Source organism: Aureibaculum luteum, assembly GCF_003449015.1.
GTDB lineage: Bacteria > Bacteroidota > Bacteroidia > Flavobacteriales > Flavobacteriaceae > Aureibaculum > Aureibaculum luteum.
In genome coordinates, this window is the sequence record NZ_QRGD01000003.1 from 353,682 (window position 1) to 372,898 (window position 19,217).

A 19,217-nucleotide genomic window follows, 5' to 3' on the forward strand; every position below is an offset into this window, starting at 1 on the left:
ATAGGTTGGTGAAAATAAATTTAAATGAAATATCTCTTTATAATTATCCTTCTTATCTCTTCAAACGTCTTGCTTGGACAAGAAGATATTTATCCTATTTATAAGGGTTGCGATGCTGCAAGCGAAACTACTTTAGCTTCTTGTTTTAATCAAAACTTGACTAAAGATGTATTAGCAGCATTTGAAGTACCTAATAATGTAAAATCCGATAACTATAAAGGTACAGTTAGCGTTATATTTTTAGTTACAAAAACAGGAGAATTCGAAGTTTTATATGTTCGTTCTGCGTATAAAGAATTAGAAGCCGAAGCGAAAAGAGTTTTTGCTCTTTTACCAAAAGCTCAGCCAGCGACTTATAACGGTAGACCTATAGATATGCGATTTGGACTACCAATTCAAATACCACTAGGCTCACAGCCAACCCCTGGAAAAATAACTAAAGAAAGTACTGAAGAAAATGTCGTAGTAAATACACCAATAACACCAGTAACTCCGCCAACAACTCCTACTCCTCTTAATTCAAATACTCAAAAGAGAGACATACAAACGGCTGTTGTTAGTACTTATTTTCCAGAACATCAAAGTGAACTTAACATTCCATTTTCACATAGCACCTATGATGAGTTAAGTTATTACTATGATCAAAACGAAAACTCACATACAGGTTTTAAACCATTTTTATATAGCGAAACTTCCAAATATGTAGACTTAGACCTGCAAAAAACGAGTTTGTTTAAGGATAAATCCTCAAAATGGGGTAAAAAGTTGTGGAATGAACATTTTTTTAAAGTACAAAAAGAGGATTATTGGTTTACTATTGACCCACTTTTTGATTTGCAAATTGGTAAAGACAATTCAAACGATGTTGATTATACCTACAACAACACGAGAGCCATTCAAATTCAGGGTGGTTTGGGTAAAAACTTCAACTTTTCAGCTTCTATTTACGAAAGCCAAGGTCGCTTTGCTGATTATATAAACGACTTTGCAAGAGCCAACAAGCCTACTGAATCCTATGGCTTAGTGCCAGGCCGTGGTAAGGCTAAGATTTTTAAAACAAATAGTTTTGACTATCCTGTTGCAGAAGCCTATTTAACCTATACACCGAGTAAATTTTTTAATTTCCAATTTGGTCATGGTAAAAATTTTGTAGGTGATGGATATCGTTCCTTAATGTTATCAGATGCGGCATCTTCTTATCCTCATTTAAAAATTAGCACACAATTCTGGAAAATAAAATACACTAATACATGGATGTGGCTTGAAGATGTAAGACCTTCAGTAAATGTAGATAATTTAAGTGCTAGGAAATTTGTAGCCATGCATCATCTAAGTTATAATGTTACCAAAAGATTAAACGTGAGCTTATTTGAAGCTGCGATTACTAAAAAAGGTGAAAACAACGGGTTTGACATCAACTATTTTAATCCTATTATTTTTTACAGAGCTGTAGAGTTTTCAAGAGGATCACGAGGTGGTAACGCCATTATCGGATTAGGTACAAAATATAAAGTTTCTGATAATTTTTCTACTTATACACAATTCGTATTGGATGAATTAACGATTGGAAAAATATTTGATGGAAGTGGTTATTGGGCTAATAAATTTGGTATACAAATGGGTGCAAAGTATTATAATGCCTTTAATGTCGATAATTTATACTTACAAGGAGAATTTAACGTAGTTAGACCATATACTTTTTCTCATAAAGACCCTATTTTAAACTATGCCCATTACAATCAACCCTTGGGACATCCTTGGGGAAGCAATTTTTGGGAGTTTGTGGCCATTGCACGCTATAAAAAAGACAGATGGTTTGGTAGTGCTAAAATAAACATGGGTAATAAAGGTTTTGATATTAATGGTTTAAACTATGGAGGCAACATTTATCAAAGTTATGAAGATAGAACTAGTGATACCGGAATAGACTTGTTACAAGGTAATAATACCAGAATCTTTATTGCAGATTTTCAAGGTGGATACTTAGTGAATCCCGCAACAAACACGAAATTATTTGCAGGAATCACCTTTAGAAAATTCAATCCGGCTCAGGCTATAACAGATACTGCCATTGATAATTCAACATGGTTTACTTTTGGATTAAAAGCAGATTTATTTAATTGGTATTTCGATTTTTAAGATGAAGTATAAAATAGTAACAGGTATACTATTTTTTACTATCAACTTAACATTGTGGCCTCAAAATGAGGGGCACACTTCTTTGCATCTCGAATATTTCTACGGTACTATTCTTAAGCACAAAAATAAGGTTTCACACCTGGCAATTACCAATCCAGATGGGTTTATTTTAAGTTACAATCATAAAACAACTCCGAAGAACAACAACTTGGCAGCGTATAACTTTCCTGATTGGGGTATTTCTTTTATCTATCACAATTTTGACAATGCGGTATTAGGTGAAACATTTACAACTCAACTTAATTATTCGTTATATTTTGGTAATAGAACTCGTGAAAATCTATTTTATATAAAGCTAGGCCAAGGCATTGCGTATAATACAAATCCTTTTGATTTAGAAACCAATAATAAAAATATCGCTTTTGGTTCTCATTTATTAGCGAACACAACGCTCGGTATTAATTATAAACATAAAAAGGTTTTTAATGCCTTTGACGCCACCTTTGGCTTAATGCTTTCACATTATTCTAATGGAACCATAAAGTCTCCTAATTTAGGACTTAATACACTTTCGTTCACAACAGGAATTAGTTATAATTTTGACGCAAATAATCCTATTGATTATAGTCAACCCATTACAGCGAACAATAACGAAACTAATGAAAGTCTTAAACTTAATTTACAATTGAGTGGTGGTATAAATAGTGCAGGAAATTTAGGCACAAAACAATTCCCGTTTTATGTTGGAACTGTTTATGTAGACAAAAGGCTTAATAGAAAAAGTATACTCCAATTTGGTAGTGAACTATTTATTTCAAAATTTTTAAAAGAATTGATTGCCTATAACGCAGTGGCTTTTCCTGAATTCCCAGAAGAAGATGGGAAATCAGATTACAAGCGTGTTAGTTTGTTGGTTGGCCACGAATTAGATATCCATAATTTTTCTATAATTACACAGCTAGGATACTATGTTTATTATCCCTACAGATACGAAACTAGATATTATGAGCGTATAGGTGTAAAAAAATATTTTGGACCAAAATGGTTTGCAACCGCATCCATTAAGGCTCATTTATTTTTAGCAGAATCAATTGATTTAGGTATTGGTATAAGGCTTTAATTCTTAGAATTAAAAAAAGTTTATGAATGTTATTTTTTAATGAGGTTATAAATGAGTTCTCAAGTTTGATATATGAATAAAGAATGAAAAAACAGATTTTAAGTATTGTAATTTCTCTACTGACTTTAGGATGCTCTGATCATACTTCTGACTGTTTATCATCGTCAGGAACGGAAGTTAAAAAATTGGTAGGTTTATCGAGCTTTAGAAAGATAATTGTCCATGAAGGAATTCGTTTAGAAATAAAGCAAGGGTTAGAAAACACACTTCAAATAAAGTATGGCAAAAACCTAATTGATAACATTTCGACAACAATAACCGATGGTGTATTATCTATTGAAAATAGTACTTGTAACTTATTTAGAGATACCAGCCCTGCTCAATTAATATTGACTGCTAATGATATTACCGAAATTAGAAACGCATCACAATTTACAATTTCAAGTACAGAAATTTTAAAGTTCAACTCTATTACGTTGTTTTCTGAAGACTATTATTTACCAACCAAAAATGTTGGTGATTTTGACCTTATTATTGACAATAACCATTTAAATATTATATCTAATAATGTATCTAATTTCACAATAAAAGGTAAAACAAATAATTTGTTTGTAGGATTTTATGCGGGCGAAGGTAAGTTTAACGGTGAGAACTTAGAAGCTCAAAATGTGGATGTTTTTCACAGAGGAATTAATACCATGACCGTTAATCCTATTCAAAAACTAACTGGAGAAATAAGAAGTGTAGGCGACCTAATCTCATTAAACAAACCGCCTTTAGTTGACGTAAAAACCTTTTATAATGGTGAATTAATTATTAAATAAAAAAGCCTTCACGAATACTACATAAAGGCTTTTAAAAACTAATTCAAATATTATATCATTTAGGAACTTCTAATTTCGAAAAATCGATTGACGGAGCTGTTCCATTTGCTTCTCTTGTAAATTCAGAATCTATAGGTGTGGTTTCACTAAAAAATCCACAATTTTTCATAAAAAACGCACTGCCTTCAACTCCACCAGCATAATCTAACCGAGCTTCTTTCCTTGCCGTTGCATCTGCTGTAAATTTCGCAGTGGTTAACTCAGTCCACACACCATCTTTTGTATATACCCATTGATTTTGATAATTCCCTTTTCTAGAAATATTACCAGTGTCTGGTATAAAGTTTTCTAAGAAAGAATATACATTTTGCAAATATCTACTCGTATGTGGTCTTCGAAAGCTGGCAATCAAATTCCATGAATCTTTTTCTGGATCGAAAAAATAAGCTGTATAATCTGTTGAATTATTTACAGAAGGAACTCCTTTTAATAAAAACTTATAGGTTTTATCTGCTTTCCAATTAAAGACTTTATAGCTTTGTCCTCCAGACCCTTCGTTGCCAAATTCACCTGAAGTAACTCCTTCGCCTTTACCCAATAAAATAATTTTATAATCATCCGGTATTTCCTTTGGATTCTGCGTTTCGTATGGGCTCCAAACAGAAAATAAAATACGCCGTTCCGTTTCTGAATTCACTTGAATTCCGAAATAACCATCTTTAAAACCATTCGCCATAAAATAGGATCCTAATGCGTCTTCTCCTTTTGGTATTTTAATTTCGTTATAGAACCAAACAACATCTTTATTTTCAGGTATTTTGTAAGATAAATGCACTGAAGGTCCTCTACGTCCAAAATAAAAATCGTCTTTTATAAAATAAACCTTGCCTTCTGTGGCCGGTCCCCCAATTAGTACCTTATTTATATTTGCAATATATTTTCCAGACTTTCCTACCCCCTCTATTTCAACATAATTATATCCCTTCTTTATATCAAAAACACCCACTGCAATCTCCATATATTCAGAACTATTCAATGTCACAGTCTCTGATTTATTGCCAATGGTAACTTTAATTGTGGAAGTACCATCAGGTACATTTGCATTCAAACCCAGATGTAACTTACCAGATGTATCCGTTTTAAAATATGTACGAACTACAGTTTTTAAATTTGTCCAGTTATTAATTACTGAATCTCTAAGCATGTTGGAATTTTCAGAACTATTGTTATGTATCCAACTATTACCACTTGCAGGAATTTCAATTGAAAGACTTAACTTTTCATTTTGAGTACTTTGGTTTTCAGCCGACTTTGACTGACAAGAAATAAGTACAAAAAGTGTTACAAAATAAATGAATCTCATGAGTATTAGTTATTCCTTAAAATTTATTTGTTTTTAAAAGGCACTTTTACGATTACCGTTTCGCCCCTTCCCTTGTCATTCGCTCTACTTTGTATTGTCCATAAGTCAATTCCATTATCACCATCAATGGCAGTACCGCTATAGTCTCCCCATGCAACTCCATCGGTGGCCCCAGTACCTTCACCTAACTTTACAATTTCTCTTAATTGACCTGCTGGGTCCTTAGCATATCTAAAAGCCATTCTTGGACTAATAAACATATTGGCGTTCGTTTCTTGAAAACCAACTAAAACATCGTTATTCTTGTTTACACCTATGGTCGTTTGGATATAGTTGGTATTCTTATCATAAATTAAACCTGTTTGAACTATGGAACCATCTAACTTTACTTGATGCCATTGCACTGCCGAATTTCCTTTGTAATTAATTGCTTGCGAAAACCACAAAAATCCATTTTGTAATACTAAATTTTTAGGATTTCTATCACCTGAAGAAGTAACTTGATCAGTTCCTTTTTGCGGTGATTTTGGAGGGTAACCAATATTTTTTAAACCATGTTTCTTTTTACTTACTACTTGGCTTACTGGCGAACCTGTTTCATCTTCTGTAACTTTGGTTATTACAAAATACTCTTTAGCAATTTTAAAAAAATAGAGATCGTCTGTGCTGTCTTGTGTAAATACTGGATGGCCTAATGTACCAGGGAAATGATAAACAGTAGCTGTTTTTCCGCTTTTAGCTTCTCTCATCTTCAACACAAAAGTTCTATCTTCACCTCCTGGAAAAGAATATCCAATCCATTTTTTACTATAACCAATCCCTCCACCATCAACACCTTTTGATGCAGAAACCGGATAAATATTCCAAGCACCTCTAGGGTCACTTGTTTCTGAAATGGCAATATTAACTGGCTTTATTTTAGCTTTATCCCAATATACCCAAAGGTCAAAACCAAATACTTTATTATGAGCATCGTAAAACAATTTCGGGTCTATTCCATTATTAAAACATTTTTGTGATGCACCATCTATATAATTACCTTGTTTGTCATAAATAACCAAACCACTATTAGTTCCATGAAAAACAAAACCTCCTCCAACGGCAATTTGTGGATCTACTTGTCTATTACCGTCTAAAGAACCATCAAATTGCAAATATCCATTTTGTATTCTTGGATTGCCACCTTGCACTCTTTGTTTACACAGTGAATCTCTAAAAACAGCTTTATGAATAGGTACTACAACCTCTGTTCGTGAAGGCTTAACGACTTGATTAACCACATCACTTTGTTCTTGTGCAACACTTATTAAACTAACAAGAAGCAGCGTTATTAAACTAAAATATATTTTTTTATGCATTATTTTCAATTGTTTAATACCCTTTGAATATCAGAATTCAAAGGGTATACTTATGGTGAAATTTTTATTCTTTAAGCTTTGAATACGGAATTTTCATTTTAATCTCCCAAGTGCCGGAATCGTTTATTTTAATACCCCATCGTATATAAGCACTATTATTTATGTTACCCGTAACTAGGTCTGTGTAAGGAGACCAATCTTTAGCACCATTTTCAGCTTCCCAAGCAGCGGTATCTACAGTAAAAGCATCTCCAGTGGTTAAATAATACATCAAATAAGAACTAGTACCTGAATACGACCTCCCGTACTGTGGAAATGGTGGTGCAGGTAATGAAAAAGTTGTACTCGTGGCATCCGAGGTAGTTTCTGTTGAATTGTCATGATAATTTTGTAAATACGTTGATCCAGTAGGATAAAATACCACTTTTTCTGGATTTAGGGGTGCACCGTAACTGTCTGCTATAACCATCTTAACATTGATACCCACGGCAGGTTCATTACTGGTTTTTAATACGGTTATATAAGGGTGGGTACCATCTAAAACACTTGGTACTTCATCATCAAATCCATTGGTGATTGATGAAGTATATAAAATATCATTCCCTCCTGAATTTTTCGTCAAGTTTAACCTTGCCCTCATTTCTGTAGGAAATTCTACTGCTTCAAAAGGTAAAAGTTTTACAACTACGAAATCATTTAATTCGCGTTCACCTTTAACATTTTTTACCTTAACATTTAATTTGAAAATATCATTTTCAACAAATTTGGTAGCTTGTGTAAAGGCTATTTCACCACTTACGGAACTAATCAAAATAGAAGGTTGCATGGTTTGTTCAATTTTGGCCTGAGCTAGTTCTAAGGTTGTATCCGTTTCAGGATTATACGCAGAAGTCCAAGTTGTAATTTCATGCTCTGCAAACAAATCATCTGTGGCATTACCTTGAGCATCTGTAATACTTGTAATTTCCCATTCCAAAGGATAGGTAGAACCTTCTGCAGCAGGTGCTGCCGCTAGTTTAAAGACACCGCGTGGCACAAAAATAGTATCTTCAAGAGCGTGTATGTCATCACTTATATAGCCTACTTCTGGTGGAGTACAAGAAGCAAACGCAATAGCAATTATTAAAGTAGTTAATATTTTTTTCATTTGTTATTTTATTAAGATTTAAAATTGAAACTCTTATTAATCTTTATGATTATTTAGGGTCATAATTGAACAACACATAACTTCCTTGAAGTACATGTACTACTCCATTAGTGGTTGAAATGTTAGAAGTTCTAATTAAATATTTCTTATCATCACTATTTCCATCATTCCAAGCTTCCCAATCGTCTCCTACTTTATAGGTAAAATAAACGTATTCAGGAAAAGTTTCTAATTGGTCTGAGTATTCATCAGTGGGCTCTAAGGATATTTTTCTTTCTTCACCGTTTAAAGCGGTTAGCACTTCACCTTCTTTGGTCATATTTTCACGTTTAATTTTACCAGGAAAAATAAAGCCACCCATATACTTTTTCAATGTGTCAACGGGTATATCATTTACTGTAAACTGTGCTTGCGGATCTTCGTTTCTCATTACCTCTAATACCTTATTTACATAAAGTTTAATTGACGTATTGTTAGGAGCAAAAAGAGTGTTTTCTCCGTTTACTTCTGTGGTCATACCTGCTTTTTCAATAAGAATAGCTAGGGTGTCTAACTGCTTATGTGATTTAATGAAATCGAAAGTGGTAGCATTTACATTTTCGTCACTAATACCACCATCTACCAAATAATCATCACTATTACACGCATAAAGCGTTACAAAAACTAAGATTATCAAGCCTATGTTTTTCATTTTTTTATATGTATTTAATGGATATTTCATCTTGTTATTTTTTATAATGTTATTTTATATTATAAAGCTCCTCTCCAATATTCTGTTTGTACAATAGATGGATTATTTGTAATAATTGAAGGGTCAATTGGCCAAAAATATCCTTTTTTAGCAATCCTACTTTGGTTCATCCATGGTACACCTTCATAATAATTCATTCTTATACGATCATAAGCCGATTTACCTTCCCCTACAAATTCTATGGCTCGCTCATCAAAAATGGCTTTCATAAGGCTGTCATCATCGGTAGCACCCGTATAATTAGGCACATTCGCTTTACTTCTAACCATATTTAAATCAGATACCGCAAGACCTGTTGCACCTGACCTTGCTTGTGCTTCTGCTCTTAACAAATACATATCAGCCATACGAAATAAAACAATGTTAGACTCAGAAAAAAGTGCATAAGCATCTTCAGAATTAGGATCAGCAGATGAATGCGAATATTTTAACGGAAATGAATTACTGCTACTTTCATAGTCATAGAAAAATAACTCTTTACGGATATCATTTTCTCTATCAGCATCCTCATTCATCATTTCTTTTCCATAAAAATCTGGATCTATAGTTGGAGCTACTCCTGTGTTTTCTGTTTTCCAAATAGGGTAATTCAATGTAAGTCCAGTATAATGACCGTCATTACTTTCCATTCTAAACGATTCGTTCATATCAGCACTCACATTAATTTCAAACAAACCTGTTTTTGACTGACCGATGCACATGGCATCAAAACCATCCTTGCCTTCAGTAACATAATCGATTAATTCAGCACCACTATTATTAATTGCAGATGTTGCAGCTTCAATAGATTGTTGAACCATATCTGAATTGTTATTATCTCGAGAGGCATACCAAAGGGTTAAACCTGCTTTTAAAGCCTCTGCACTACCTTTGTTAGCCGTAATAGCCCAATTTGTGTTGCCTGGAGCTGAATATTCTAATAACCCTATAGCTTTATTAGTTGCTTCTAAAGCAAAATCTAATACTTCTAGTTCGTTAGATCTTGGAATTCTCACAATAAACCCATCTTCACCAAGTAATTGGTCTGATGACTCTACCGACTCCGTAACAATAGGTACATCTCCCCAAATACGAGCCATCCAATAATAAGAAAGCCCTCTAACAAATGCGGCCTCACCGATTATTCTGTTTTTTTCTTCAACAGAAGTAAAAAGATTATCAGGCATATCTGTAACATATTTCTCAATGGTTAATGCCCAGTTGGCAGCTCTGTAAAAGTTTTTCCAGTTACGACTATTATCTCTATAGGCTAGCACATAATTACCACTACCTTCTATGTAATCTGAAATCCAGTTACGGCTATTCATAAAAGTCATGCCTGGTAATTCACCCCAATAAATAAAATTAGCTTGATAGGTAATGGCATATTTGAATAAACCATAGCTCCCGGCTAACGCTTGTTCTGCATTTGGTTGACTGTCCCAAAAAACAGCTGGATGTGTAATACTTACAGGTTCTTGATCTAATATATCGGTACAGCTATAAGTGCTGAATAAACATATGATCATGGTAAAAAATGTATATTTTTTTATGTTTTTCATTTTCTTATTTTTAAAATTAAAATTTTGCATCGATACCTATTGAAAATGTCTTCGCCTGAGGATATCCATTACCCAACGTTCGCCCTGTAGCATCTACCAAAGAAGCATCAACAACAGCTTTAGAGCGTTGCCACATCCATGGGTTTAATACAGAACCATACACACGTAATCTACTCAACCCGATGTTCTTTAAAAAGGTGCCTTTATCAAAAGTGTAACCAACTGATGCATTGGTCACTTTCCAATAATCACCACTTTCTATCCACAGGGACTGATTGCCTCTAAATCCGTAAAATGCACCTAAGCTACCTACTGAAGGATATAATGCTGGATAACGTGCTCCAGCAGCACCATCACCCGGTTGATCCCAAAAAGAATAACCACTTAAATCAGCCAATCCTTGTGTTGCCCATCCATCACCACCTCTATCATAAGAATCCATATAACTATTTAGTACAGTATTTAAAATATCTGCACCGAAAGAAAATTGACTATAGGCTTGTAAATACCATCCTTTATACTTTACGTTTAAGTTAAACGAACCCTGTACATCTGGTGTTGGAGAAAAATCTCTTGCCAATTGAAGATCGTGGGTCTCATTTAAAATATAATCACCATTTAAATCTTTCCAAATAGGAAAGCCTGGTCGTATATTTGCCCATGCACTTTTACCTGCTAAGGCTTCACCTGTATATGGATTAACAGGCAGTTGGCTTAAATCATCTATGATATAGTCATTAATAAATAATTGGTAAATGTTAATTGGTTTACCTACTACGTAACCATACCCTGCCCCAGTATAATCTCTATTTCCATTAGGTAATTTGGTAACATAATTCTTGTTTTGACTAAAACCAACATCAAATGATAAACGAAAGTCGTTCGTTCTAGGAAAAACATGATAGGTTAAAAAAGTTTCCCAACCATAATTTAAAATACCTGCTACATTGGTTTTTGCGGCATTATAACCAGAATATCCTGGAAATAAAACATCAAAAAATAATTTATCCGTTTGTTTATGGTAAGCGTCAAAACTAATACTTAAACGTCGTTTAAACATATCTAATTCGAACCCAATATCCCATTGTTCAGAATTCTCCCATGATAACTTATCATTACCTATAGCATCGTAATTTGGTATAACACCCGTAACACCACCATATGAAGAAACGTTCATCTGATTAGTCCAATACCAATTTGGTGAAGCACCACCATAACCTAAATTATAAGAACCAAATCTTAAATAGTTTTCAGGAAATTGTTTCCCATTGATACCCCACGTAAATTTAAGCTTACCAAAATCTACAAAGTCACCAATGATAGATTCTAAAAACGGTTCTTTTGAAAATATCCATGCCGCTGATAAGGCAGGAAACTTTGCCCAACGTACATCTGTACCAAATCTTGAAGAACCATCAATACTAAAATTACCACTAAATATGTACCTGTCTTTATATTTATAACTGGCTCGTGCAAAATAAGATAACAATGCATTAGCACTTATATCGGTATAACCCGAAGTTTCTTCTTGACTATATCTACCATTAATGACTTGAATAGCATCACTACCAAAACCAATCGCAGATATACCCATATCTTCATACTGATTATAATCTACCTTGTTTCCTAAAATTGCTGTTACTTCATGGTCTTCTCCAAAATTTTTAAAATAACTTAGGTATAAATCAGAAGATAAATTTTTTCTAGTATACAGTGCATAACTTGCAAAACCATCACTATTAGAACGAATAGTGGACGGTTCATAAAAATTCTTTTTATTACTACTATACACAAAGGTTAATTGTGAATTTAACGTTAAGCCGTCAATAAGATCCAAGGTTGCAAAATTTGAAAAAGTAGTAGAGAAAGCTTTATCTGTATTCAATTTGTCTGTTAATTCACCACTTAAAGATTTTATCTTGTCATCACTAATATAAAATAAGGAAGAGTTCAAAGAACCTGGATCAACGGGTAGAGCAGAGTTTAAACTGAAGGAACCTTGGTAGGGATTACCTTGCCCCGTTTGATTGTCAGTAAAAAAAGCATTGATTCTAAATTGATTTTTAAATCTAGAGCCTACTTTAAAGTTCATATTTGCAGACAATGTATACCTTGTAAAACCGGTACCTTTTATTACACCCTCATTATCAGAATAACCTAATGACAATCTATAATTAGATTCCTCACTACCACCACGAACACTCATATTATAATGTTGTGTTATGGCCGCCTTATAAAACATACCTTGATAATCTACATTATTATTAAAAGCAGGGTTTAAACTATCTGAAAGTACCATAGGTACATTACCATTTTGTACTTCTGCTGGCTGCCACCATCGGTCAATCATATTCCATTTTTCTCTTCGCTCAGCGGCACCGACCAACATAGGTACTAATTCTGGTTTAGGTTGCACACCAACACTTGCTGAAAATGAAAATTCAGGTTTATCCATTGCTTTACCCCCTTTAGTAGTAATGATAATTACTCCATTAGCACCACGTGAACCATAAATGGCGGCGGCAGAGGCATCTTTCAAAATATCTATACTTTGAATATCACTAGGATTTAACGACGCCAAAAAATCGACATTCGAAACATTATATCCCGCTAAATCTTCTAAAGAAGTTTGTACACCATCAATTACATATAAAGGGTTACTAAATGCGGTATTTGCATCTAAATTGCCTCCAATACTCGTATTTCCACGTATTACCAGCGATTGTCTAGACCCAGGAGCCCCACTCATTTGAACATTTTGAATACCTGTAGATTGTGTTGCTAATAAAGCGGAAACCGTTACTACTGGTATACCTTCAATTTTTTCGGCACTTATACTAGTTATAGCCCCAGTAACATCTTCTTTACGAACACTCTGGTAACCAATTAATACAATATCATCTAAAGTTGTAGCTTCTGATGCTAATACAATTTTAAATTCAGTTTTATCGCCAACTTTTATCTCTTGGTCTTTAAAACCAATAAAAGTAATGTGTAAAATAGATTCTGGCCCTGCCACTTTAATGGAAAAATTTCCATCAAAATCAGACACTACTCCATTAGAAGTACCCTTTTCTAAAATAGTCGCTCCGAGAACTAAATCTCCGGTATCGGCATCTGTTACTGTTCCAGTCACCTCTATTTTAGCTTGCTGTGCATAAGCAGAAACGAGAAACAGCGATAAGAATAAGGAAAATAATAGTTTCTTCATAAGTTTGTTTTTAAGTTAGTATTCATTTTAAGGTTAGTTAATAAGTATCTTTAATCCAGTTATATGGTTTTCTTTTAATCCAATTTCCTCTTGTAAAATCTGGAAAGTCTTGTGGTTCTCCATTATTTTCAATTGACAATTCTGAAAGTGGTGTAATAGCACTCCATGCTGCTGCATCATAAGCATCCATTGGTGGTGCAATATTTTCTTTTGCAGATTCAATAAATGAATTGATCACAAAAAAGTCCATACCACCATGACCAGCTCCTAAGGCATGTTCACCATATTTTTTCCATAATGGATGGTCATATTTTTCTAACCATTCTTTTGAATCATCCCAGGCATGAGGTGTTTTTGCTTGTCCTTCTATATAGATTCTGTCTCCATCTTTTTCCCAAAGTCCTTTTGTTCCTTGCACCCTAAACCCTAATGAATAGGGTCTAGGTAAGTGCACATCATGTGTTACGATAATAGTTTCGCCATTGGCAGTTTCGATGGTTGATGTAATTACATCACCCATTTTAAAATTTACTTTTGCATTCGGGTGATTTTCTCCTCCATTTTCTACTATATAATTATGCATCCCTCTACTTTTGGTAGCATGAGAAGTCAGTGAAACAAGTCGATTACCTCTATTGACATCACACATAACCGCTATTGGCCCAACACCATGTGTAGGATAGACATCTGCATTTCTTAACACAGAATGTTGTGTTCTCCAAGCTGCTTCTGAAATTCCTTTATCTCCAAACTCTACCCCTTTACCATAAGCAGATTTTCCATCATTTAGCATTACAAAACGCAAGTCATGCTGATAACCACATCTAAAATGTACCATTTCGCCAAAGACATTTTGCTTTACCATATTAAGTACTGCTAACACATCTCTACGATAGTTTACATTTTCTAAAATCATTAAATGCGAGCCTGTTTGCTCATGGGTGTTTACCAAATCCCAGCATTCTTCCATTGTGTTGGCTGCTGACACTTCTACCCCTGTATACTTACCTGCTTTCATAGCATCAACTGCCATGCGTGTATGCCATAACCAAGGGGTCGCAATAATCACTGCATCAACTTCTTTTAAGTCCAATAAATTTTTATAATCATTATCATTTTTACCAAAAACTTTCACTTTTGGATGGTTATGTTTCTTTATCTGCTCTTCCGCAATTTTTATTCTATTGGGGTCTATATCACATATAGCTGTAACTATAACATCTTCTCGTTGCAGTAAATTATTTAAGTGGTTGGTACCTCTCAGTCCAACACCTATTAATGCAACTTTTAGTTTGTCTTTTTTTAGACTAAAACCATATGTCATATTTGGTAATACGGAAATTCCGGCACCTACTATGGCTGTTTTTTTGATAAAGTTTCTTCTTGAATTCATAATATTGTAAAGTTATTTTAACCTTTTTTTAACATTGTCAAATATTAGGATTTCAAAACCATTTTTGGTGGAAATTTTAAGCAAATAGCTCCATTATTAAGATTAAAACATGTACTAAGCTCAATTTTTACACTTTTTTGCAGAAAATTTACACTTTGATTGAATTTTATATATATTTACCTTTATAGAAACTATACTTCGATAGACTTTAATAATTAAAAAAATTTGATAAGATTAAAACTCCCAATATTAATTTGTTCTCTTTTATTTTCTCTGGGTTCAACAGTAGCTCAAAACAACGCAAACTTCAAACACTTGTCACCTGCTATTGACAACAGCTCAATAAATGTTTCAGAGACCATTCAAGACCCTTTGGGTACAATATGGATGGTTTGTAATAGTGGAGTTTTACTTTACGACGGGTATGATTATACTCTTGTAAAAAATGAAATTATTTTTCCTGGACGAAGTAAAAATGATCGCATAAAAACAATTGTAAAAGATGCCGATAATAGCATATGGATCTTATCAAATTTAGGATTGGTAACAAAATATCGATACGATAAGTGTAACTATCAAAATGTAACTACTAGTGTATTAAAAAACAATATGATCTCTGCTATTATCACTACTCAGAATAGCGTTTGGATGGCTTCTAAAAATGGAAGTATTTTTAGATATAGAAATTCAACTCTTGATAGTATTACTACTGTTAACAATAACGGTATTGCAGTTAAAAATGTGTTTGACATCGAAGTAATAACAGAAAATCAATTGTATATAAGCACAGATGATGGTAAAATTTATAATTACAACTTAGAAAGCAAAAGGTCAAGTGAATTAGTTGGTCCCTTTTCAAATTTCCCAGGAGCCCTCATTTTAACCACCGATGCACTTAATAGACTTTGGATTGGAACAGAGACTTTCGGGTTATTTGTATATGACTTACAGAAGAAACAATTTATTCAAGAATCTCTTTTTAAAGGCAATACTTATAATATTGACCAAGAACTCTTCTTTACATTTTTTAAGGATAGCGACGGTATTATATGGGCTGGAACGGATGGTGCTGGCTTATATAAAATAAATCCAGTAAATGGTAAAATAGATGTTTTTACAAAACAAGATGCTAATGAATTTTCACTAAGTAGTAACACCGTTTTAAATATTAGTGAAGACAGCCATAAAAACATTTGGGTTTCGACAAATTATGGTAAACTGAATGTGTTGCCGCATACAAGTGAAAATATAAACTATCATTCTGGATCAGAGAATAATAAACCCGTAAGAGTTTTGAGCATATTCAAAAGCTCTCTAAATACGCTATGGGTAGGAACAGATGGGTTCGGACTCACAAAAATTAAGTTTAATACAGATGGGTCTACCGAGGAAAGTCAGTACTTCAAAAAAAACAAGTTAACCAAAGGTTTTTATATTCAATCTATTACTGAAGATAGCAATGGAAATATTTGGTTTGGTACCTATAAAAATGGGCTTTGGATGTATAAACCAAAAAGTAATCGTTTCAAAAAAATAAATATTTTCAATTCCAAAAAACATGAAGCCACCGATGTAAGAACTGTTTTTAACGATTCTAAAAACAGAATTTGGGTTAGCTCTAATGTTTCTTTAAATGTTTATAACGCAGCGTTTGAATTGATTGCTTCTTTTGAGAATAATTCTAATGGGCTAAAAGGTACAATTGCAGAAAGTATCAACGAAGATAAAGAGGGTACTATTTGGTTAGGTATGTTTAAAAATGATCTAACTGAATTCAGTGAAAACACTTCAAATATCAAGTTTTCGACATTTATTGGACATACCAATCTTCCCACCAAAGAAAGTCATAAATTATTCTCAATCAGATCAGCAACTGTAACTACACAAGACAACATATGGTTAATTAACGCGGACGGGAGGCTTATAAATTACAATATAAAAGATAATACTTCTACGGACTATGAACAACTAAAAAATAGCTTAGAGCATCGTTTTGTAAGTCTAGTTGCTGAAGATAAAGACAATATTTGGATGGGTTCAAACAATGGTCTTTATCATTTAAACTTAAAAAATGATTCTATAAAAACATATTATAGTACCGATGGATTACAAGATAATATGTTTTTAGCAAGAAGTGCTTATAAGGACAAAGATGGATTGTTGTACTTTGGTGGAATCAAAGGGTTTAATTATTTCAACCCTAAGAATTTAACTGAGAAAAAATCAAATCCCAATTTATTTATTAATTCTATTGAAGTTCTTAATAAACCCGTTGAAACAATTGTTCCTGATCAAACAACATCAGGTATTTTTAATATAAAATCCTTAGAACTAAAAAATGATCAATCTTCTTTTTCTTTTAAATTTTCTGCTATAGATAACATTTTAAACCCCGCGTTTTCTTATGCTTATAGACTTAAAGGATTTGATAAAGATTGGATCATAAGCCACTCTGAACGTACTGCTACATACACTAACATACCACCAGGTGAATACACCTTTGAGGTAAAATCAGGCACAAAAAAAGGAATTTGGGACATCGCTCCAAAACAAATTGATATAAAAATAACACCCCCTATTTGGAATTCAAGTTTGGCATATATTATCTATGCTCTTTTTTTATGTATTATCGCATTAGCTATTAAAAGGTGGTTTAACTTGAGGAAAAGATTATTTTTAGAAAAAGTAATACACAAAAAAGAACAAGATTTACATCGACTAAAAATGGATTTTTTCACCAAAATGTCACATGAAATCCAAACGCCACTCACTTTAATCTTAGGTCCACTTGATAACATGAAGAAAAGGGCATCAGATGACGGTAATCTTTTACTAAAACAACGACTAGATATCATTTCGAATAACACAGAAAGATTATCCAAAATTGCAAGAGAATTAACGTTGGTAAGAAACAAAGAATTAGGTAAACTTAAACTTAATGTTTCAGAAAATATTTTGTGCAAACATATTAGTGATATTGCTGTATCATTTAAAGAAATGGCGAGGATTAAACATATTGATTTTAACATAAATTGCCCTAATCAATTATATTATGCTTGGTATGATAAAGATAAAATAGAGCATGTTATTTATAATTTATTATCCAATGCATTTAAATTTACCCCAGATAGTGGAGCTATTAATCTTAATGTTGTTTATATTGAATCTGATACATCTATAAAACTATCCATTTCTGACTCAGGTTCTGGAATGCCAAAAGCGGAGTTGACAAAAATATTCGAACTCTTTTATCAATCACATTCTACACAAAAATACAAAGGTACAGGTATAGGCTTGGCACTAACTAAAGAATTGGTAAACCTACATAATGGAAAAATCAGCGTAGACTCCACACCCAATAAAGGTACTACATTTAATGTGCTGATACCTATTACCGAAGATGCCTATGATAAAAATGATAGAATAACCACTGATAAGGAGGATGAACCAAAATTAATAACAAAAAAACAGGATATAATTGACCCCTCTAACCTTAATTTTCATCATAAAACAATTTTAGTTGTTGAAGATAACGTTGAATTACAACAACTTTTAAAGGACTTACTATATGAAACCTACACTATTATTATTGCCAGTAATGGAGAAGAAGGATATGATATTGCAAAAAACAAATTACCAGACATCATATTAAGCGATGTAATGATGCCTAAATTAGGAGGTGTTGAGATGTGTCAAAAATTACAAAAAAATACTTCAACCGCCCATATACCGATAATATTACTTACCGCAAAAAATTCAATCAGTGCAAAAATTGAGGGCCTCTCGTCAGGTGCTATTGAATATATCAATAAACCCTTTAACACGTCAGAGTTATTATTAAAAATAAAAAACATTCTTGCTTCTAAAGAACAAATTATTTCTAAATATAGAAAAGAAGTCTTGAGCTCTCCAGAAATAAAGATTGAAAAGACAAAGGATGAACTGTTTTTAGAAAGTCTTGTAAAAACGATAAATCAGAATTTAGATAATACAGATTTTAAAGTTGAAGAATTAGCTGAATCACTAAATATGGGCTATTCTAGTTTATACAGAAAATGTCAAACACTTACGGGGCATAGTTTAGTTGATTTTGTACGTATCTTACGAATGAAAAAGGCGGCAGTTTTAATTGCTAAATACGGATATTCAATAAACGAAACAGCCTACCTTACTGGCTTTAATGATCCTAAATATTTTTCTAAATGTTTTAAAGCCTACTTTAAAAAAACACCAGGTGTTTTTAAAAAAGAAGCAAATAAGACTGGAATTGATAGTTTCTTAAAAAATTATAAATTAGAAAACATAGGTTAACTCTAAATTGTTTAATTAATTTATTTTGAAAATTACACATTATAATTTATCCATTAAAA

11 protein-coding genes are annotated in these 19,217 nt (G+C 33.0%); 4 read left to right on the top strand and 7 right to left on the bottom strand.

Annotated features, from left to right (window positions below):
* Nucleotides 1–24: 24 nt before the first annotated feature.
* The 3 genes from D3P13_RS09735 (at nt 25) to D3P13_RS09745 (ending at nt 4,083) form a co-directional block, all read left to right on the top strand.
* Nucleotides 25–2,139, top strand: a complete 2,115-nt coding sequence (locus D3P13_RS09735) for an energy transducer TonB (RefSeq protein ID WP_117881806.1) — start codon at nt 25–27, stop codon at nt 2,137–2,139.
* A 1-nt stretch (nt 2,140) separates the two neighbouring features.
* Entirely contained in the window at nt 2,141–3,259 is a 1,119-nt protein-coding gene (locus D3P13_RS09740; RefSeq protein WP_117881808.1) for an acyloxyacyl hydrolase, read from the top strand.
* Between the two features lie 83 nt (nt 3,260–3,342).
* Entirely contained in the window at nt 3,343–4,083 is a 741-nt protein-coding gene (locus D3P13_RS09745) for a head GIN domain-containing protein (protein WP_117881810.1), read from the top strand.
* A gap of 55 nt (nt 4,084–4,138) precedes the next feature.
* On the opposite strand, the gene D3P13_RS09750 is transcribed toward D3P13_RS09745, so the two are convergent.
* The 7 genes from D3P13_RS09750 to D3P13_RS09780 form a co-directional block, all read right to left on the bottom strand.
* Nucleotides 4,139–5,446 carry a DUF3472 domain-containing protein gene (locus D3P13_RS09750; protein WP_117881812.1) on the bottom strand — a complete coding sequence of 436 codons (1,308 nt, stop codon included), beginning with the start codon at nt 5,444–5,446 and terminating at the stop codon, nt 4,139–4,141.
* Nucleotides 5,447–5,469: 23 nt separating this feature from the next.
* Nucleotides 5,470–6,804, bottom strand: a complete 1,335-nt coding sequence (locus D3P13_RS09755; protein ID WP_157972879.1) for a hypothetical protein — start codon at nt 6,802–6,804, stop codon at nt 5,470–5,472.
* A 64-nt stretch (nt 6,805–6,868) separates the two neighbouring features.
* The gene (locus D3P13_RS09760; protein WP_117881816.1) at nt 6,869–7,951 is read right to left on the bottom strand and encodes a DUF5007 domain-containing protein; all 1,083 of its coding nucleotides are present in this window, start codon (nt 7,949–7,951) and stop codon (nt 6,869–6,871) included.
* A 49-nt stretch (nt 7,952–8,000) separates the two neighbouring features.
* A complete protein-coding gene (locus D3P13_RS09765; RefSeq protein ID WP_117881818.1) occupies nt 8,001–8,672 on the bottom strand; it encodes a fasciclin domain-containing protein in 672 nt (223 codons plus the stop codon).
* A gap of 29 nt (nt 8,673–8,701) precedes the next feature.
* A complete protein-coding gene (locus tag D3P13_RS09770) occupies nt 8,702–10,243 on the bottom strand; it encodes a RagB/SusD family nutrient uptake outer membrane protein (RefSeq protein ID WP_198680005.1) in 1,542 nt (513 codons plus the stop codon).
* A gap of 16 nt (nt 10,244–10,259) precedes the next feature.
* The gene (locus D3P13_RS09775) at nt 10,260–13,454 is read right to left on the bottom strand and encodes a SusC/RagA family TonB-linked outer membrane protein (protein ID WP_117881822.1); all 3,195 of its coding nucleotides are present in this window, start codon (nt 13,452–13,454) and stop codon (nt 10,260–10,262) included.
* A 37-nt stretch (nt 13,455–13,491) separates the two neighbouring features.
* Entirely contained in the window at nt 13,492–14,847 is a 1,356-nt protein-coding gene (locus D3P13_RS09780) for a Gfo/Idh/MocA family protein (protein ID WP_117881824.1), read from the bottom strand.
* A gap of 315 nt (nt 14,848–15,162) precedes the next feature.
* On the opposite strand from D3P13_RS09780, the gene D3P13_RS09785 reads away from it, so the two are divergent.
* A complete protein-coding gene (locus D3P13_RS09785) occupies nt 15,163–19,158 on the top strand; it encodes a hybrid sensor histidine kinase/response regulator transcription factor (RefSeq protein WP_157972880.1) in 3,996 nt (1,331 codons plus the stop codon).
* Nucleotides 19,159–19,217 lie beyond the last annotated feature (59 nt).